This is a genomic window from Arthrobacter sp. UYCo732, assembly GCF_040547265.1.
GTDB lineage: Bacteria > Actinomycetota > Actinomycetes > Actinomycetales > Micrococcaceae > Arthrobacter.
In genome coordinates, this window is sequence record NZ_JBEPPJ010000004.1 from 1 (window position 1) to 18,704 (window position 18,704).

Annotated in this window: 18 protein-coding genes; 5 read left to right on the plus strand and 13 right to left on the minus strand. The window is 65.1% G+C overall.

Going from position 1 to position 18,704, the window contains the following annotated elements; all coding sequences use genetic code 11:
* Nucleotides 1-98: 98 nt before the first annotated feature.
* Nucleotides 99-752 (minus strand): SDR family NAD(P)-dependent oxidoreductase, encoded by a 654-nt coding sequence (locus tag ABIB45_RS07965; protein ID WP_354215373.1) that lies wholly within the window; start codon nt 750-752, stop codon nt 99-101.
* Between the two features lie 257 nt (nt 753-1,009).
* Nucleotides 1,010-2,095 carry a redox-regulated ATPase YchF gene (gene ychF, locus ABIB45_RS07970; protein WP_354215374.1) on the minus strand — a complete coding sequence of 362 codons (1,086 nt, stop codon included), beginning with the start codon at nt 2,093-2,095 and terminating at the stop codon, nt 1,010-1,012.
* A 140-nt stretch (nt 2,096-2,235) separates the two neighbouring features.
* Here ychF and ABIB45_RS07975 point away from each other — a divergent pair, with 140 nt between their 5' ends.
* A complete protein-coding gene (locus ABIB45_RS07975) occupies nt 2,236-3,471 on the plus strand; it encodes a DNA recombination protein RmuC (RefSeq protein ID WP_354215375.1) in 1,236 nt (411 codons plus the stop codon).
* A gap of 74 nt (nt 3,472-3,545) precedes the next feature.
* Here the strand turns inward: ABIB45_RS07975 and ABIB45_RS07980 are convergent, their stop codons facing one another.
* Together ABIB45_RS07980 and ABIB45_RS07985 are read right to left on the minus strand one after the other, a co-directional pair.
* The gene (locus ABIB45_RS07980; RefSeq protein WP_354215376.1) at nt 3,546-4,625 is read right to left on the minus strand and encodes a 4-hydroxy-3-methylbut-2-enyl diphosphate reductase; all 1,080 of its coding nucleotides are present in this window, start codon (nt 4,623-4,625) and stop codon (nt 3,546-3,548) included.
* Between the two features lie 9 nt (nt 4,626-4,634).
* Nucleotides 4,635-5,486, minus strand: a complete 852-nt coding sequence (locus ABIB45_RS07985; RefSeq protein ID WP_354215377.1) for a hypothetical protein — start codon at nt 5,484-5,486, stop codon at nt 4,635-4,637.
* A gap of 196 nt (nt 5,487-5,682) precedes the next feature.
* Here ABIB45_RS07985 and xseA point away from each other — a divergent pair, with 196 nt between their 5' ends.
* Both xseA and ABIB45_RS07995 read left to right on the plus strand, forming a co-directional pair.
* A complete protein-coding gene (gene xseA, locus ABIB45_RS07990; RefSeq protein ID WP_354215378.1) occupies nt 5,683-6,996 on the plus strand; it encodes an exodeoxyribonuclease VII large subunit in 1,314 nt (437 codons plus the stop codon).
* Nucleotides 6,989-7,207 (plus strand): exodeoxyribonuclease VII small subunit, encoded by a 219-nt coding sequence (locus tag ABIB45_RS07995; RefSeq protein WP_354215379.1) that lies wholly within the window; start codon nt 6,989-6,991, stop codon nt 7,205-7,207. Before xseA ends, ABIB45_RS07995 begins: the two co-directional genes overlap by 8 nt.
* A gap of 33 nt (nt 7,208-7,240) precedes the next feature.
* Here ABIB45_RS07995 and ABIB45_RS08000 read toward each other — a convergent pair whose 3' ends face one another.
* The 8 genes from ABIB45_RS08000 to ABIB45_RS08035 form a co-directional block, all read right to left on the minus strand.
* On the minus strand, nt 7,241-8,095 hold the full coding sequence (locus tag ABIB45_RS08000) for a PPK2 family polyphosphate kinase (RefSeq protein ID WP_354215380.1): 855 nt from the start codon (nt 8,093-8,095) through the stop codon (nt 7,241-7,243).
* 50 nt (nt 8,096-8,145) lie between these two features.
* Nucleotides 8,146-9,366, minus strand: a complete 1,221-nt coding sequence (locus tag ABIB45_RS08005; protein ID WP_354215381.1) for a pyridoxal phosphate-dependent aminotransferase — start codon at nt 9,364-9,366, stop codon at nt 8,146-8,148.
* 201 nt (nt 9,367-9,567) lie between these two features.
* The gene (locus ABIB45_RS08010) at nt 9,568-10,527 is read right to left on the minus strand and encodes an ABC transporter substrate-binding protein (protein ID WP_354215382.1); all 960 of its coding nucleotides are present in this window, start codon (nt 10,525-10,527) and stop codon (nt 9,568-9,570) included.
* Complete coding sequence (locus ABIB45_RS08015) at nt 10,524-11,270, minus strand: ABC transporter permease (RefSeq protein WP_354215383.1); 747 nt, start codon at nt 11,268-11,270, stop codon at nt 10,524-10,526. Before ABIB45_RS08015 ends, ABIB45_RS08010 begins: the two co-directional genes overlap by 4 nt.
* On the minus strand, nt 11,267-11,977 hold the full coding sequence (locus ABIB45_RS08020; RefSeq protein WP_354215384.1) for an ABC transporter permease: 711 nt from the start codon (nt 11,975-11,977) through the stop codon (nt 11,267-11,269). Before ABIB45_RS08020 ends, ABIB45_RS08015 begins: the two co-directional genes overlap by 4 nt.
* Nucleotides 11,977-13,077, minus strand: coding sequence for an ABC transporter ATP-binding protein (locus tag ABIB45_RS08025; RefSeq protein ID WP_354215385.1), 1,101 nt, complete (start codon nt 13,075-13,077; stop codon nt 11,977-11,979). The genes ABIB45_RS08020 and ABIB45_RS08025 overlap by 1 nt, the downstream gene beginning before the upstream one ends.
* A gap of 190 nt (nt 13,078-13,267) precedes the next feature.
* Nucleotides 13,268-14,245, minus strand: coding sequence for an N-acetylglucosamine kinase (locus tag ABIB45_RS08030; RefSeq protein ID WP_502909103.1), 978 nt, complete (start codon nt 14,243-14,245; stop codon nt 13,268-13,270).
* A gap of 47 nt (nt 14,246-14,292) precedes the next feature.
* Complete coding sequence (locus ABIB45_RS08035; protein WP_354215386.1) at nt 14,293-15,288, minus strand: LysR substrate-binding domain-containing protein; 996 nt, start codon at nt 15,286-15,288, stop codon at nt 14,293-14,295.
* Between the two features lie 95 nt (nt 15,289-15,383).
* Here ABIB45_RS08035 and ABIB45_RS08040 point away from each other — a divergent pair, with 95 nt between their 5' ends.
* Nucleotides 15,384-16,640 carry an MFS transporter gene (locus tag ABIB45_RS08040; RefSeq protein ID WP_354215387.1) on the plus strand — a complete coding sequence of 419 codons (1,257 nt, stop codon included), beginning with the start codon at nt 15,384-15,386 and terminating at the stop codon, nt 16,638-16,640.
* 146 nt (nt 16,641-16,786) lie between these two features.
* Nucleotides 16,787-17,290: an Lrp/AsnC family transcriptional regulator gene (locus ABIB45_RS08045; protein ID WP_354215388.1), complete on the plus strand. Its 504-nt coding sequence runs from the start codon at nt 16,787-16,789 to the stop codon at nt 17,288-17,290.
* Between the two features lie 12 nt (nt 17,291-17,302).
* On the opposite strand, the gene ABIB45_RS08050 is transcribed toward ABIB45_RS08045, so the two are convergent.
* Entirely contained in the window at nt 17,303-18,547 is a 1,245-nt protein-coding gene (locus ABIB45_RS08050) for an MFS transporter (RefSeq protein ID WP_354215389.1), read from the minus strand.
* Nucleotides 18,548-18,704 lie beyond the last annotated feature (157 nt).

Here is an 18,704-nt window from a genome sequence, read left to right on the forward strand (position 1 = left end):
GCAGCCTGACCCACAAACCCACACCACCCGCTTCAGCGCCACCACCCCGCCGGAGACCACCCCTGCACAGACCGCAGGAAGGTCACCTCATTTTCCGATCAGAAGGCGGTGCTGGGCAGATCCATCTCGCCATCGACGATTGCGGTGATGATCCGCGCTGCCACGAGGTCTGGATCCAGCGCCGCTCCGAACCGCGGCGCTGACCCGGCGATCGGGTGCTCGGACAGCGCGGTGCCAGTGTGGCCTGGGCGAGCATCCACGATGCGGATGCCCGTGCGACGATACTCGCGCGCCGCTGCGACAACGAAGGCGGCGAGCGCCGATTTCGACGCCGAGTACGCTGCCAGACCGGCGACGGGAGTCTCAGCGACAACGCCGCTCAGAGTTACCACAAAGGGCTCTCGGCCGTCACGTGCCGAGGCCGCGAGGTAGGGCTGGCTCTGGGTAATGAGCTGGATCGCACTGGTCGTGTTCACCGCGAATAGTTCGTCCACCGTCGCAGGGGCAAGGTCTGATGCGGCGCCGAAGGCGACGACCCCCGACGCAACCACTAGCCCGTCGAGACGTCCGTGCTGCGCATTCGTGGCATCAAGCACCTCCCGAATCACAGAGGGTTCGCGTAGATCGTGCCCCGCAGACTTTGACGACCGGGCGACGATGGCGCCGTTACTCTCCAGCTGAGCGGCGATCCGCGAGCCGAGCCCTCCGGTCGCGCCGACTACCAGAACAACCACCCCCTGAAGATTCGTCATGGGTAGATCCTAAATCACGTGCGGCAGGTAGCCCTGCGCGAGTCGGTTGGCTGACGTTGGACGGCTGCGGTATTCCCCCATGCAGCGAGGCAGTCTTCACGCGCACCCCCGGGGTGAAGCGCCCAGGTTTCATGCCGCACGGATGAACACACACCGATTGCGCAACTGACACCCAGAATCCGCGGGAACTTAAATCGCACAAACAGAAACGGCCCCGTATGCCGAAGCAGATGGGGCCGTTTCGTGAACTCAGTTAACTATACGTTAAACCTAAACTCCACCACGTCGCCGTCGGCCATCACGTATTCTTTGCCTTCGATGCGGACCTTGCCGCGGGACTTGGCTACCGCCATGGAGCCGGCCTCGATGAGGTCGTCGAAGGAAACCACTTCGGCTTTGATGAAACCGCGCTGGAAATCGGAGTGGATAACGCCGGCTGCCTGCGGGGCGGTGTCGCCCCGGTGGATGGTCCAGGCTCGCGTTTCCTTGGGACCGGCCGTGAGGTAGGTCTGGAGGCCAAGGGTGTGGAATCCCACGCGCGCCAACTGGTCCAACCCGGACTCATCCTGGCCATTCATTTCAAGCATCTCGCGGGCCTCTTCCTCGTCCAGCTCCACGAGGTCGGACTCGAGCTTCGCGTCGAGGAAGATGGCGTCTGCCGGCGCAACCAGTGCGCGCAGCTCTTCCTGCTTTTCGGGGCTGCCGAGGATGCCTTCGTCTGCGTTAAAGACGTAGATGAAAGGCTTGGCGGTGAGGAGACTGAGCTCCTTGAGGTGCTCCATCTCCAGCTTGTCGCTCTTAATAGAGGAAAAGACTGTGTCGCCGCGTTCCAGGACCGCCTGGGCCGCCTTGATGGCTGCAAGTTCGACGGCTTCCCGCTTCTTGATCTTGACTTCTTTTTCGATCCGCGGAATAGCGTTTTCGATGGTCTGAAGGTCAGCCAGGATCAGCTCGGTGTTGATGGTCTCCATGTCCGAGCGTGGATCCACCTTGCCGTCCACGTGGATGACATCGGGGTCATCAAACACGCGCACTACCTGGGCAATGGCCTCGGCCTCGCGGATGTTGGCCAGGAATTTGTTGCCCAGGCCTTCGCCCTCGGACGCACCCTTCACGATGCCGGCGATATCGACGAAAGACACCGGGGCGGGCAGCAGGCGCTGGGAGCCGAAGATCTCCGCAAGCTGCTGGAGCCGGGGATCCGGCAGGTTAACTACTCCCACATTGGGTTCGATGGTGGCGAACGGATAGTTCGCTGCCAGGACCTGGTTGCGGGTCAGTGCGTTGAAGAGAGTTGATTTGCCGACGTTGGGCAGTCCGACGATGCCAATAGTAAGAGCCACGATCATTGATTCTACCGGTTGCGGGGCGCGAGGGCCCCAGCGGGTCCGACGGCGGTGCCCGGGTGGTCCGGAGCCCGTGGAACACCCACTGGAATATGTCGCTTCCGTAAATTGTCAGAGGGCCGTGCCACAGTGAGGCTATGGATGCTCTCGCCCTGATTCTTGCCCTGTTGATGCTGCTGCTCGGTGCCCTCGCCGGCGCGACAGCCACCTACCTGTTCTTCCGCCGGCGCACCGGCGCACTCGAAGAGGATTTCGATGCCGTCTCGGCTCGCCTCTCCGAAGTCAACGTCCAGTTCGCGGCGGCCGACGCCGAACGCCGGCTCCTCAACATGCAGAACCGGGAACTTGGGGAGGCCCGCAGCCAGGACGGAAACGTGCTTCGCGCCCTCGCCCCCGTGGCGGAGAAACTGACTGCAGTGCAGCAGCAGGTGGCGCTGCTGGAGCGGGACCGCTTGGAGCAGTATGGCCAGCTGGCGCAGCAGCTGCAGGAGGCCCGGCTGTCCGATGCGCAGCTGATCCGATCCACCCATGCCCTCGAATCAGCCCTCCGCTCCAACAGCGCCCGCGGGCAGTGGGGTGAGGTGCAGCTGCGCCGCGTCGTGGAAGCCTCGGGGATGCTGAAGCACGTCGATTTCCTCGAACAGGTCCACAGCGCGGGCGGCGAGTCCACTATCCGACCCGACCTGGTGGTCCAGCTTCCGGGCCAGAAGCAGCTGGTGGTGGACGCCAAGGTGCCACTGTCCTCGTATCTCGAAGCACAGGAACTGGGCTCGGGCACAGGTCCGGAGCACTCTACACTCAACGGTCCCGGAACCGCCCGGAGCAACGCGTCCCAGCAGGCGCTGCTCGCTGCCCACGCAAAGGCGTTGCGCGCCCACGTGGATGCGCTCAGCAACAAGAAATACTGGGACATTCCCGGCAACTCCCCGGAGCTGGTGATCTGCTTCCTGCCGGCGGAATCGATCCTCGCAGCAGCACTTACGGCGGATGCGACGCTCCTGGACCATGCCTTGTCCAGGAATGTAGTCCTGGCCTCGCCGGGCACACTTTTGGCCGTGCTGAAATCGGTGGCCTTCACATGGCGCCAGGACGTGCTGACTGACAGTGCACGCGAACTGTTCGACCTCGCCCGCCAGCTGTACGAACGCATGGGAACCCTGGGCGAGAACGTGGGGAAGCTGGGTTCGTCCCTGAAGTCGTCGGTGGACCGCTACAACTCGATGGTCGGCACCCTTGAGGCGCGGATTCTGCCCACTGCCCGGAAGCTCAATGCCATGGACGAATCCGGTCTGCTGACAACCCCTGCCGCGCTCGAGGTGACCCCGCGTTCGCTGGCCGCGCCCGAGCTTCAGCAGGACGAGGCTGCAGCCTGACGCCAACATCCTGAGGCCGGCAGACCGCCCCCGGGTGGAGGGGCGCAGCCCGCCGCCGGGAGGGGTTGGGCGCGTCAGTCGCGGGACCGGCGTCCGCCGAGGGCGCGGCTGACGTCGCCGGCTTCCTTCAGGGTTGCGCGGAGTTCCTTGGGCAACGAGAACAGGAGATCTTCCTCGGCAGTGACAACTTCTTGCACGGAGCCGTACCCGTAGTCGGCCAGCAGACGCAGGACGTCCGTGACCAGGACCTCAGGAACGGAAGCTCCGGAGGTAACGCCCACAGTGGCGACGCCCTCAAACCAGGCCTCGTCCACTTCGTTGGCAAAGTCCACCCGGTATGAGGCCTTGGCGCCATATTCGAGGGCAACCTCAACCAGCCGGACCGAGTTCGAAGAATTGGCTGACCCAACCACAATGACCAGGTCCGCGTGGGGCGAGATCTTCTTGATGGCCACCTGGCGGTTGGTGGTGGCGTAGCAGATGTCGTCGCTGGGCGGATCCTGAAGTGTGGGGAACCGCTCCTTCAGCAGCCGGACGGTTTCCATCGTCTCGTCCACGCTCAGAGTGGTCTGGGAAAGCCAGATGACCTTTTCCGGATCCCTGACGGTCACCTTGTCCACTTCGTGTGGGCCGTTGATGATCTGGATGTGTTCCGGGGCTTCGCCCGCGGTTCCTTCAACTTCCTCATGGCCGTCGTGGCCGATCAGCAGGATATCGAAGTCGTCCTTGGCGAACCTGACGGCTTCCTTATGGACCTTGGTCACCAGGGGGCAGGTGGCGTCGATGGTGCGCAGTCCACGATCCTCGGCGGACTGGACGACGGCGGGTGAGACACCGTGGGCCGAGAAGATGACGAGGGCGCCTTCGGGCACTTCGTCGGTTTCGTCCACAAAGATGGCACCCTGCTCCTCGAGCGAGCTCACCACGTGGACGTTATGCACAATCTGCTTGCGGACGTATACGGGCGGGCCATAGTGTTCCAAGGCCTTTTCCACGGCAATGACAGCCCGGTCCACGCCGGCGCAATAACCCCGGGGAGCGGCGAGGAGGACCTTCTTGGGGCCGGACACCGGCGCCGCGGCGGATACTTCCTCAGGCGAGCGCCGCCTTCGCGGGACAGTTGGCATCGAGAGGGAAACTGCGGAGGGAGTCATGCCTCCATGCTACCGGCTGGGGCGCCGCTGCCCCGGTGAAGCGACCCTGGTCGCAAGGGCCGCCGCGAGAAGCGCACCGCCGGCAACGATTGTGCCCGTGACCCAGGATTCGAAGCTGGCTGAAGCAGCCGCCACAAACGCGTCTTTGAACATGTCCGCAACGTCGTTTCCGCTCGCTGTGCCCAGCACGGCCTTGCGCGCCGCTTGGGAGGCCAAGGTCCACAGGCCTGCCAGCACCAAGGCTCCGAAGCCCATGCTGGCCAGTACTGACCACCGCCGGCGGGCAGCAACCAGCGCCAGCGCAAAGGCGATTCCAGCCCCGATGGCCACCGGGTAACCCAGCGGAGCGTAGGCGGACACCCGCTCGACCAGTTGGCGCTGGTCCGACTGTCCGACGCTGATTAGGGTCTGTTCCGGCGCGTCAAGCGGCAGTCCGGTTGCGCGCGAGAGTTCGTCCGTCGCCAGCGCCACCAGGGGTGCTATGTCCAGGGTGAGGGACGAGGACGTGTCCGCTTCGGGAGGCAGCGACGCGGGATCGGTAAAACTGAGCCGGTGGCTCTTGCGGAGTGTCTCTTCCCACGCCGCCGGGTAACCGGGCAGGCCTGTCAGCTTTCCGACTGCCGCTTCCAGCACGGGCCTCACAAGGCCAGCCAGGGCATCGGGGATGGCGCCGGTATCGATGGTGCCTACCGTGGCCGCCGCAAGCCGCTGCTGGAACCCGGCGTCCTGCCCGAGCGGTGCTGCCAGCGCCACAAAGCCGTCCTCCTGCACGATGTTTCGGTCAGCCCAGATCGCCGGAATTGCCGCGGCTGAGAGCAGGAGGCCCAGAACGGCGGCTACGGCTGAGACAAAGGTGCGCAAAACAGCTCCTCACAGGTTGGCGGCGGCACAGCCATCATAGGACCGGTTCCTGGACAGTGGATGTCAGTCCCGGGTGGTACAGCTTATGGATAAGGTTGAATGACGGCCGCCATTCAACCTTATCCATAAGCCGTACCTGCACTTGCCGAACAAAGGACTGCCATGCCGCAAGCCACAGCTTCCCCGGGCAGCGCGCATGTCTGAACAGGCTGCCCTACCAGGCGCTGCTGCCACAACGCTGCCGGCCACCGCCGCCGAGACCACCCCGGACAATCCCTGGCCGTTGCAGCTGCTGTCCCAGAAACTCAAGTTCCACATCGACCGCGCGCCTGCGGCCTGGGTCGAGGGCCAGGTCATCGAAATGAACCGCCGCGGCGGCAACGCCTACCTCACCCTGCGGGACGTGGACGCGGAAGTTTCCCTGCCCGCCTCCGTCTGGACGAAAGTCCTTGACCGCCAGAACATGCCGCTGGAACGCGGCTCCCGCGTGGTGGCCCTGCTCAAGCCGGAGTTCTGGCTGAAGACCGGCCGCCTCAACATGCAAGTCAGGGATATCCGGCCTGTTGGCCTCGGTGATCTCCTGGCCCGGATCGAACGGCTGCGCCAGGCCCTCGCCGCCGAAGGGCTTTTTGCCGAGTCCCGCAAAAAGCCGCTCCCGCTGCTCCCCCACCGGATTGGACTGATCACCGGGCGGGACTCGGACGCCAAAAAAGACGTTCTCCAAAATGCCGCGCTGCGCTGGCCCGCCGTGGAATTCGAGATCCGTGAGGTTGCCGTCCAAGGCAACACCGCGGTGTCGCAGATCGTCCGTGCCCTTCGGGAGCTGGACGCCCGCCCCGACGTGGACGTCATCGTCATTGCCCGGGGCGGCGGAGCTCTGGAGGACCTGCTGCCCTTCAACAGCGAGGAGCTGATCCGTGCCGTGGCGGCTGCGGCCACCCCGGTGGTCAGCGCCATCGGGCACGAAGCTGACCGGCCGCTGCTCGACGACGTTGCCGATCTCCGAGCGTCCACGCCCACTGATGCTGCCAAGCGGATTGTGCCTGACGTCACCGAGGAACTGGCCAGTGTGCGCCAGGCGCGGGAATACCTGCGCCGGTGCATCGGCAGGCTGGTGGAACGGGAGACGGACAGGCTCGCCTCACTCCATTCCCGGCCCGTGCTGGCCAGCCCCGAGGGAATGGTCACTGTGCGCTCGGAGGAAATTGAACGGCTCCTCAGTCGATCATCGGCGGCCGTCAGCACCACGGTGGTGCGGGCCGCTGACCAACTGGTGCACCTGCAGGCCCAGGTGCGCTCCCTGTCACCACAAAAAACCCTGGACCGCGGCTACGCCGTAGTGGAGCTCGCCAATGGCCGGCCCGCCCGGGCCACGGAAGCCGCCGGCCACGCCGTGGTTCGCAACCCGTCAGAGGCACCGGCTGGTGCCGCACTCTCGGTTCGGGTCGCCCAAGGCCAGTTTGGCGCCACATCCACCGGGGAACTTCAACAAGGAGAAGCAGATGCCTGAGACTAAAACTCATCCCGAAATCGATGCCCTGAGCTATGAGGAAGCCCGGGAGCAGCTGGTCCAGGTGGTCAGCAAACTGGAGGCCGGCGGCGCCAGCCTGGAAGAGTCGCTGGCGCTCTGGGAACGCGGGGAAGCCTTGGCCAAGCGGTGCGAGGAATGGTTGGAGGGTGCCCGCAAGCGCCTCGCCGCAGCCCGCGACCAGCCGCTCTGACCCTGACCGGCAAACCGGGCTCAGCTCACGGGTTCAGGACCGCTCCACCAACTCGCGTTCCACCGGAACGTCGAACTCGGCCTTGGGCCATTCAAGCTTCATCTCGGACAGCGCGCCCAACACCAGTTGCTGCACGGCGATCCTGGCGTACCATTTCTTGTTCGCCGGAATCACATGCCATGGAGCGTAGTCCTTGTTGGTCTCATCAAATACGGCCTGGTAGGCGTCGACGTAGTCCTGCCAGAAGGCCCTCTCCTGCAGGTCACCGCTGCTGTACTTCCAGTGCTTGGCGGGATCCTCCAGTCTGGCCAGGAGCCGGGCCTTTTGCTGGTCCCTGCTGATGTTAAGCATCACTTTGATGATCTTGGTGCCCGCGTCACTCTGCCGCCGCTCGAACTCGTTGATGGCCCGGTAGCGGCGCTTGATTTCATCGGGAGTCGCCCAGTTGTGGACCCTGTGGATCAGGACGTCCTCGTAGTGGGAGCGGTCGAAGATGCCCACCATGCCCGCGGCGGGAACAGCTTTCTCGATGCGCCAGAGGAAGTCGTAGGACTTTTCCTCCTCCGTGGGCGCTTTGAATGCTTTGAACTGGACACCCTGCGGGTTCATGGTGGCCATCACGTGATTGACAATCCCGCCTTTGCCTGCGGTGTCCATGGCCTGCAGCACCAGGAGGATCCGATTCCGCCCGCCGAACCGGGATTCCGCGAAGAGCATTTCCTGGAGGGTGGAGAGCTTTCCGTCCAGGTCAGCCAAAAGTGCTTCGCCATTGGCCTTATTGCCCTTGAAGCCGGGCGTCGCCTCAGGATCAGCATCGGCAAGCGAAAAACCCTTCCCCACCCTCAGTGTCTCGGAAGGATGCTTCTCAAACTCAACAACACGGGCCACGGACGGTCCTTTCCAAGGTTCAACGTGCCAAGCGTGCACGTCACCACAGGCTAGTTCCCTTTGTACCGGCTCAGGAAGTCCCCCATGCGGTTGATGGCCTCCTCCAGGTCCTTCACCAGCGGCAGGGTGACCATCCGGAAGTGGTCCGGGCGGACCCAGTTGAAGGCCCGGCCGTGAGAAACCAGGATCTTCTGCTCACGCAGCAGGTCCAGGACGAACTTCTCGTCGTCACGGATGTGGAATACCTCGGGATCGAGCTTCGGGAAGAGGTACATGGCGCCCCGGGCCTGCTGCGTGCTGACCCCGGGAATGGCGTTGAGCATGTCATAGGCCTTGTTCCGCTGCTCCAGCAGGCGGCCGCCAGGTAGGATCAGGTCGTTGATGCTCTGGTAGCCGCCAAGCGCCGTCTGGATGGCGTGCTGGGCCGGGACATTGGCGCATAGGCGCATGTTGGCGAGCAGGCTGATGCCCTCCAGATAGTCCGCTGCGTCCTTTTTAGGCCCGGAAATGGCCATCCACCCTGCCCGGTAGCCGCAGACGCGGTAGGCCTTGGACAGCCCGCTGAAGGTCAGGCACAGCACGTCGTCGCCCGTCAGCGCGGCCAGGTTGGTGTGCACGGCATCTTCGTACAGGATCTTTTCGTAGATCTCGTCGGAAAAGATGATGAGACCGTGCTTCTCGGCCAGTGCCACGATCTTCTTCAGCGTCTCCGCCGGGTAGACGGCGCCGGTGGGGTTGTTGGGGTTGATCACCACGATGCCCTTGGTACGGGGCGTGATCTTGGCTTCCATGTCATCGAGATCCGGCTGCCACCCTGAGTCCTCATCGCAGAGGTAGTGCACGGGCTTGCCGCTGGCGAGGGCAACGGAGGCGGTCCACAGCGGGTAGTCGGGCGTCGGGATGAGGACTTCGTCGCCGTCGTTGAGCAGCGCCATCAGGGACATGGTGATGAGTTCACTGACGCCGTTGCCCAGGTAGATGTCGTCCACGTGGATGTTCTGGATGCCGCGGGTCTGGTAGTACTGCGAGACGGCGGTGCGGGCAGAGAAGATGCCGCGGGAATCGCTGTAGCCCTGGGCATGCGGCAAGTGGCGGATCATGTCCACCAGGATGGCGTCCGGCGCTTCAAATCCAAACGGTGCCGGGTTTCCGATGTTCAGTTTGAGGATCCGGTGACCCTCCGCCTCCATCTGCTGGGCGGCCTGAAGAATCGGTCCACGGATGTCGTAAAGGACGTTGTGAAGCTTGGTGGACTGCTTGAATTCTGCCATTCATCAAATATGCCACAGGACGGATGTACTTCCGTTGAGACCTCACTCACCATCGTCCCCCGAGTTTTTGTCCACTTATCGGCGATATTAGACAGGTTTCCGGGGATTATCTGGACAAAAACTCAACGGGGGTACGACGGCGGCCGCCGTCCCGTGTGGGTCCGGCAGCCGCCGTCGTGGTTTACCGCAAGACGCCGAGTGCTACTTAACGATGCCCTTGTCCTTTAGCCAACTGGCAGCTGCGTCCTTGGGGTTCTGCTTCTGGCTTCCACTGACGGCGCGGTTGAGGTTAACCAGGTCATCCGTGGTCAGGATCTTGGAGACGCCGTTGAGCGCTTCCTTGGCCTTGTCCGTCATTTTTGCCGTGTTGTACAGGGGCAGCACCTGCTGGGCCTTGAAGTTGTTCTTGGGATCTTCCAGCACCACCAGGTCGTTGTCCGCGATGGCCGGCGTGGTGGTGTAAATGTCAGCTACCTGGACGTCATTGGTCAGCAGGGCCTGCAGGGTCAGGTTGCCGCCGCCGTCGCTGAAGGGCTTCAGCGCCTTCAGTTCACAGCCGTAGTTCGCTTTGAGGCCCGGGAAGCCATAGGCCCGGGTTTCGAACGTTGCCGGTGCCGCCATGGTCAGGTCCTTGCAGACTTTGGCGAGGTCCTCGATGGACTTCAGCTGGTACTTTTCGGTGGTGGCTTTGGTAACCACCATGGCGTCCTTGGACTCTGCCTTGGATGCTTCGAGGACCGCCAAGCCTTGGGGCAGTTTCCCGGGCAGCGCCTTGTAAATGTCCTCGGCCGAGACTTCGGCGGCCTTAGGATCCACGTGCGAGAGCAGGTTGCCGGAGTAGTCCGGGACCAGGTCAATTGATCCGTCCTGGACAGCTTTGAAGTAGATTTCGCGGGCGCCGATGTTTGGCTTGGTGGTTGCCGTGATGCCCGCGGCGCTCAGGGCGCCGGCGTAGATCTCGGCCACGATCTGGCTCTCCGGGAAGTCGGCCGAGCCGACAATCAGCGAGCCGCCCCCGCTGCCTCCGGTGGTGGCGCTGGTGCTGGGCGTGGCCAGGGGGTCGCTGCCGCCGCAGGCAGTCAGCGCCACGGCGAGGCCGACGCCGGCGGCCAGGCCGGCCAGTCCCCGGCGGGTGACGGTTGTCCGGATGTTGTCTTTCATGCGGTGCCTCCTTGAACAGCAGCTGGCGCGGGCGCGGCAACTGAGAGATCAGCGGTGGCCGTCCGGCCACCGCTGGGATCGGTCTTGAGGCCCGGCGAAAGAAGGGTTCTTTGCACCATGGCCAGGATGAGGTCAAACACGATGGCAAGCCCTGCGATGAGCAGCGACCCGGCCAGCATCCGCGGGAAGTCCTGCAGGACCAGCCCGTCAAAGAGGTAGCGGCCCAGCCCGCCCAGCGGCAGGTAGGCCACTACCGATACGGTGGCGATGACCTGCAGGACAGCGGTACGGATGCCGCCGAACATCACCCGCAGGCCGTTGGGCAGCTCAACCCGGAACAGGATCTGCAGCTCGGTCATCCCCATGGCCCGCGCCGCATCAACCACGGCCCTGTCCACGCTGGCGATTCCCGCGTAGGTTCCGGCCAGGAGGGGCGGCACCGTGAGGATCACCAGGGCCCAGACCGGCGGCATCAGGCTGCTGCCGGCAAGCAGCGCGAACAGGACCAGCAGGCCCAGCGTCGGCAGGGCACGAAGCGCGCCCGCCACGGCAACAGCCACCACGCGGCCGCGGCCGGTGTGCCCAATGTACAGACCCGCGGGAACCGCGATGGCGGCGGCAATCACCAGGACCAGCCCGCTGTACTGGAGGTGCTCCACCAAGCGGGCCGGGATGCCGGAGCTGCCGGACCAGTGGGCGGGGGCCGCGATCCAGGCCAGGGTGTCGGTGAAAATGTTGCTCATGGGCCGGCCCCCGCATGGACGTTGGCGTCGGCCACGTACTGTGCGCTGGCCGGTCCTGACGGACCGGCAGCTTTGGCAGCGCGGGTCCACGGCGTCAGCAGCCGCTCCAGGAGGACCAGCAAGGCGTCCATCACGAGCGCGAGCACCAGGATGGCGAGGATGCCCACCACCACTTCGGTCACGAACGAGCGTTGCAGTCCGTCGGTGAACAGCATCCCGAGGTTGCCCACGCCCAGGAGCGCGGCGACACTCACCAGGGAAATATTGCTCACGGAGACCACCCGCAGCCCGGCAAACATCACCGGCAGGGAAAGCGGCAGGTCGATCTGGACGAAGCGGAGCCAGGGTTTGTATCCCATGGCGGTGGCGGCCTGCCGGAGGTCCTCTTCCACCGAGTCAAAGGCATCAAGGGCGGCGCGGACCAGCAGCGCCACGGCGTAGATGGTCAGCGCCACAACGACGTTGACGGGATCCAGGATCCGCGTTGCCAGGATGGAGGGCAGGATAATGAACAGCGCCAGCGACGGGATGGTGTACAGCAACGAGCTGGCCGTCACCACAACAGACCGCAGCACGGTATGGATCCGTGCCACCTGCGCCAAGGGAATGGAAATCACCAGCCCCAGGACCATGGGGACCAGTGCCAGCACAATATGCTGCCCGGTCCGCTCCAGGACCATGCCGCTGTTTGCCAGGAACCAGTCCATCAGAGGGCAGCCTGCCTGACCTGGCGGGCCGACTCGATGACAGCCAGGACTTCCTGTGCCCTGATGGCCCCCAGCACACGTCCCCGGCCGTCCACTGCCACGCCTTGGCCGGAAGGGGACGAGAGCGCTGAGTCAAGTGCCCGCCGCAGGGATTCGCCCTGGTGGAACAGGGAACCCCCCGGGATCAGCTCAGAGTCCGTTCCCGGCCGGGCCCAGCCCAGGGGCCGCATGTCCCCATCCACCACAAGCTGCCAGTCCGTCACCGCGGCGGGGTCGCCGTCGAACTTCCCGGCGCGTGTCACCAGCGTGGGCACCGGATGGATAGCCACGGCGTCGGAAGTGGTGAACCCGAGGTGGCGGAAGCCGCGGTCCCGGCCCACGAAGGAGGCCACGAAGTCATTGGCGGGTGCCCGCAGGATTTCCTCCGGCGTGGCGTACTGGGCCAGCTTGCCGCCGACGGCGAACACCGCCACCTTGTCGCCCAGGATGGTTGCCTCGTCAATATCGTGGGTCACGAAGACGATGGTCTTGGCGAGGTCCTGCTGCAGCCTCAGGAGCTCCTGCTGCAGTTCGTCACGCACCACCGGGTCCACGGCGCTGAACGGTTCATCCATCAGCAGGATCGGTGGATCCGCTGCGAGCGCCCGGGCCACGCCAACGCGCTGCTGCTGGCCGCCGGACAGCTGGGACGGGTAGCGCTTCCCCAGTGATGAAGTCAGCCCGACGACGTCGAGCAGTTCGGTGGCGCGCTTGCGGGCCTCCGTCTTGGAGACACCGTTGAGCCGGGGCACGGTGGCGATGTTATCCAGCACGGATCGGTGCGGCATGAGCCCGGAGGACTGCATGACGTAGCCCATTGACCTGCGCAGTTCGGCGGCCGGAACGGTGGTGACGTCACGCCCGTTCACGGTGATGACGCCCGACGTCGGCTCCACCATGCGGTTGATCATCCGCAGCGAGGTGGTCTTGCCGCAGCCCGACGGCCCGACGAAAACAGTGATGGATCCCTGGTCGATTGACATGGTGAGCTGGTCCACGGCCGGGTGCCCGCGCTGATACTGCTTGGTGACGCTCTGGAACACAATCATGGCTGGGTCCATTCCCTGTCATACCTGTTCTGTGGGACAGCATCGGACGGTGCAGACGCGCTCACTGATAATTACCGTAGCCCAATCAGTTCCCAGCGTAACCAGATCCGCGGGCAATTTCGGGCAAGCGAATCCCTATTGTAATCATTCATTCGTTGGCGGGCCCCGGCGCGGCGGGGGCCCGGCTCGCCCGCCGTCGAAGTCAAACGGTTCCTGGGGGATCCTTCACCAGCTGCAGGACCCCGAACACAGGATCCTGGTCCAGGACCCGGACGTCGGTGATGCCGGCGGCCGCCAGATGCTTCCGGAAGGCCTCCTGCAGCGGAACCACGTTCATGCCCAGCCCGCTGCCCAGGATGACCGGGCCTTCGATTCCCAGTTTCCGGAGTGCCTGTACGGCGAGCGCCGCCAGGTCCTTGCCGGCCTGGTCCAGCAGTTCCTGGCTGGCTTCGTGGCCTGACGCAGCGGCGCCCACAACGAGGCGGGCCTGCTGGGCCCAGAACCGGCGGCCGGTCGCCGGGGAATGGAAGAGCGCAATCAGCCTGTTGGGGTGGTCCGCTTCGCAGGCGGCAAGCAGGGCAGTAGTGAGCTGATCGGCCGGCAGCCCCTGGTTCATCCGGCGCAGGCTGTGCCGGACGGCCTCACGGCCCAGCCAGTAGCCGCTGCCCTCATCACCGAGCAGGTAGCCCCAACCGCCGGCCCGGGCCTCCTCCCCCGCTGTATTCCTGCCCCAGGCCGCGGAGCCTGTCCCGGCAATCACGGCCACACCCGTGCCGGCGCCGCCGGCGGCCAGCAGCAGCCTCGAATCGTGGACCACCGTGACTTTCGCTCCCGGAACATGAGGTGTAATGAGCGCAGCAAGTGCGGCAGCGTCGTCGTCGGTATCAATGCCGCCCGCCCCGGCATACACCTGGGACACTGGGCCCGCACCGATCCGGGCGAACAGGTCCGCGAGGTTCAGCGCCGCCTGTTCAGGGCTGACGTTCTGGACGTTGGCACTCCCGGCCGACTCGTCAGCGACTCCCACACCGTCTTCGAAACGGACACCGCGGGTCTTGGTGCCGCCGATATCCAGTCCGATAATGACGCCCGCCAAGGCGCGCGGGACAGCTTCGGACGCGCCTGCGGTCTCGGCCCGGTTTCCGGAAGATGCAGCCTGGGGACGCTCGGTATCAGTCACGTCATCAGCCTACTGAACGGCCGCCGTCCTGTCTCAAGGGCCGGCCGTCAGCCGCCTTCGGACCGCGCGGCCACCAGGCCCGCCAGCAGTTGCGGCCCCTCCTGCATGACAAGTTCCCGGAAATACCGGACGGAATCCGGTTCAGCATCAGGGCCAGGCTTCCGGCGTCGCCACCCCAGCCCGATTTCCCGGTAGGCGAGCCCGGACTCCAGCGCAAGTTCAACCCAGCCCAGGTTGCCCGTCTCAGGGCTGACATGGCGCCGCGGCCCATTCCCGCCCGGCGGCAGGATGCTGACGCCCAGCCCGGCGGAGACCAGGCCGCGGGCGGTGTGGGTGTCCTGGCTCTCGAAGGCGATCCGTGGTCGGAATCCGGCTTCTCGGAACAGTGCATCGGTCAGGGACCGCATGCCGTACCCCGGTTCCAGAGCCACGAAGGAATCCCGCCGGATATCCTGCAGCCCGACGCTGCCGCGTCCAGCCAGCGGGTGACTGTGATGCACCACCAGTCGAAGCGGCTCCCGGTACAGGGCCGCCGAGAAGATAGAGCTGCTCGCTGCAGGCACGGGCGCGATCAGCGCAAGGTCTGCCTGACCTGAGGCGAGCTCCGCTAGGCACGCATCCCGCGCCCCCTGGCGAAGGATGAATCCTGCTTCCGGGTGACGGCTGCGGAAAGCACTGATAAGCAGTGGCAGCGTGGCCTCGCCAAACGTGTGCTGGAAAGACACCGAGATCTTCCCCCGCACAACGTCCGACTCGTGCCGGACCAGGGCCAACCCGGCCTGGAACTCCGTCAGGGCTAAGTCAATATAAGGCAGCAGGGTCTGGGCGGCCGCCGTGAGGCGCACGCCCCTTCCGTCCCGGATCAGCAACTCAGTTCCGACGACGGCGCTTGCCCGGGACAGTGCCCTGCTCACGGTGGACTGTGGTACTCCGAGCAGCTCGGCGGTTTCCGTGACGTGCTGCGTGCGGCCCAGTTCAGCAAGGATCGGAAGAAGCGGGAGGAGTTTTGCCAGCTGCTGATGATCGTCGATCGCGGACCCCATTCTGACTGACAGCTTGGAAGTGTTCCATATCTGCTATGGAATCTAGCTAAAACATGCATTGGAAGCATGAATTCCAAAAGCCTACCCTTTGAGCTATGCCAGAACTCGCGACCGCATCAGCAACCTCCGCGGCGCAGCGGGACGTGTGGGAGGGCCACTCCAAGGGCTCCGCCGCCTACCGCAAGGTATTGGCGGGCCTGGCTTTTGCGGGCGTCGCGACCTTTGCCCAGCTTTACTCCACCCAGGCGGTGCTGCCGATCATGGCGGCGGATCTGCAGGTCACCGCCGCCGAGGCGGCCCTGACCATCTCGCTGGCCACGGTGGGCCTTGCCATCACTGTCATTCCCTGGTCTTTCCTGGCGGACAGGATAGGCCGAGTCAAGGCCATGACCTGGGGCATTTCGGCGGCCACCGTCTTGGGACTCCTGGTGCCGCTTGCGCCGAGCTTTGGCGTGCTGCTCGCTCTCCGGCTGCTCGAAGGCATGGCCCTGGGTGGGATCCCGGCGGTCGCCATCGCCTACCTGAACGAAGAAGTGAACCGGGCCCATGCGGCGATGGCCGCCGGCAGCTATGTTGCCGGCACCACCCTGGGCGGCCTGGCGGGCCGGCTGGTGGCTGGCCCGGCCGGTGAGTTGTGGGGCTGGCGGACAGCGGCCCTTGCGGTGTCCTTGCTGGCAACCGCGGCAGCCGTACTCTTCCTGATCCTGATACCCAAGGCGAAAGGGTTCACCGCCACCAGGGCCGCCGGGCTCCGCGGCGCTTTCGGGTTGCTGGCGGGCCACCTGCGGACCCCCCGCCTGCTGGCTCTCTACGTGCAGGCGTTCCTCCTGATGGGAGGCTTTGTGGCGGTCTACAACTACCTGGGCTTCCGCCTGTCCGCTGAGCCCTTCGCGCTTCCTGCCACCGTGATCAGCCTGATTTTCCTCGCCTACCTTTCGGGCACCCTTACCTCGCGGTGGGCTGGTGGGCTGACAGCCGGCTTCGGCCGCAGGAATGTCCTGCTGGCGGGCCTCATCCTGATGGTCGCAGGCCTGGCGCTGACGCTCACTCAGGTGCTCGCCCTGATCCTGGCCGGCCTGGTGATCTTTACCGGCGGCTTCTTCGCCGCCCACAGCATCGGCTCCGGCTGGTCCGGCAGCATTGCCACCACCGGCCGCGCCCAGGCCGCGTCGCTCTATAATTCGGCTTACTACCTGGGCTCAAGCGTCATCGGCTGGGCCGGCGGCCTCGTTTTCCAGTCCCTGGGGTGGGCGGCCCTTGCCCTGGCCGTCATGGTACTGGCGTGCATCACGGCGGTGACAGTCGCCGTCGTCCATCACTCCCCGCACAGCGGGACGCCGGCCCCGGGCTGACCGACCCGCAGCGCGCTGCCAGCCGTAAAACTATCAGCCACCAAAGGCCAGAATCTGTGGTGATTATTCGGCGAAAGGGGCTGGGCGGAGGTGATTGTGGTGAAACGGGCGTCTAGGATGAACTCAAAGACGTACGAGGAGATCCCATGAGCACCAATCCAAAATCCATCCGTCCGGGCAGCCAGATTGAACCGCTGGACGCTATTGATGAGCGGCTTCTCGCCGCTTTGGTGGATGATGCCCGGATCTCCAACAAGCAGCTGGCTGAGCTGGTGGGCATCGCGCCGTCAACCGCGCTGATGCGGACCCGTGCCCTGTCCGAGCGCGGCATCGTGCAGGGCTTCGAGGCCAAGCTCAGCCTCTCGGCGATCGGCCGGTCCGTCCAGGCGCTGGTGGCTGTCCGACTCAGGGCACATGACCGGGACCAGATCGACCGCTTTACCGCCCGAGTGCCGCACCTGCCGGCAGTGCTCTCGACCTTCCACACGTCAGGTTCCGTGGACTATTTGCTGCACATCGCGGTAGGAACCACCGAGGACCTGCGGGACTGGGTCCTGGACAACCTCGCCACCGACCCCGTGGTGGGCCACACAGAAACCACCCTCGTCTTCGAACACATCCAGGGCAACCACGGTCCGCTGCCCGAGTAGGCGTTCCGGCGGCTAGGCCGGGCCCCGCTGCACGGCCGTCCTGAGGGTGTGCGCGGCCAGGGTCAGTGCGGCGGCACTGCACACCATGACAAACGCCGTCACCGATGCCGGGAGTCCGAAGGCCGCAGTGGCCCATCCCAGTCCGATGACCGGAACGGCGCTGCCCAGGTACGTGATGACGTAAACCGTACTGATGACCTGTGCGTGGTGCGACACCTCCACTTTGGCCGCGACGTCGTTGAAAACGGTGCGGAACGCAACGCCCTGGCCCAGCCCTGCGCAGACACTAGCGGCAGCCAGCAGCAGCAGGCTGTGCCATGCGGCCGCTGCCGCCAGCAGCAGTACGGAGATTCCCAGGACCGCCAGCCCGGCCGGAACCACAAAGCGGCCCCGCACGGCCAGCAGCTGGCTCAGCGCCGAGGCGGCAAGGATCATTCCAGCCAAGGCACCGATCAGCGGCCGCGAGTCCGTGTGCACCATCTGGGCGAAGTAGCCGGGGGCCAGCGACAGACAAAAACCAAAAACGGAAAAACTGAGGAATCCGACGGCGGCCGCCAGCCAGAAGGCGCCCCTCGCCTCCGTGGACACCGACGGCCGGCGTGGAACCAGGACCAGAATGGGCCGCCGCCCGGCTGGCGGTTTGATGGCCGGCCGGGCGTTCAGCAGGAACAGCGGCACGAGCATCCCGGCCAGAACTACCGAGTGTACGTAGTACGGCGCCGTGGTGGGCCCCGGCAGCATGGACAGCACGCCGCCGATGACGGGGCCGGCCGCCACTCCGCCGGCCGTCGCCAGCAGGGTGAAACGGGACGCCCACTCCGGCCGGGACGGAAGGAGCTCGCGCAGCGCGGCGGCACTGGCGCCGGTAGCCAGGGCAACGGCCACACCCTGCAGCGCCCGGCCTGCTGAAAGCGCCACCAGGTTCTCCGCCTGCGAAAACACCCAGCCACCCGCCAGTCCGGCGATGACGGCAAGAATGAGCGCTGCCCGCCGACCGATGTGGTCAGACCAATGCCCCGCCAGCATCAGCGTGGCCACCAGGGCCAGGACGTAGCTGGCAAAGGCCGCAGTGACACCCAGCGCCGAGAGGCCCAGGTTTGCCTGCAGCAGCGGATAGAGGGGTGTGGCCAGGTTTGCACCGACCAGCAACAGGGAGATGACGGCACAGGCCATCACCAGCCGGGCGGTGGTGGAAGCGTTCCACCCTTGACGCCCGGCGGTGGCCGGACGCATGCGAAGTTCACTGAAGACTGTCATTGGCGCTGCCTTGGCATCTGCCGGGCGGGAGGTCCTTGTGGGAAGCCGCGCCGGGGTGCAAATGGATAGCTAAATTCTGTGCCCTTTCTGCTTTTTTCATCTGCTCTTCATGCAACAATTGAGCAAAACAGGCAATTATTTGTAGCCTTGGTAATCG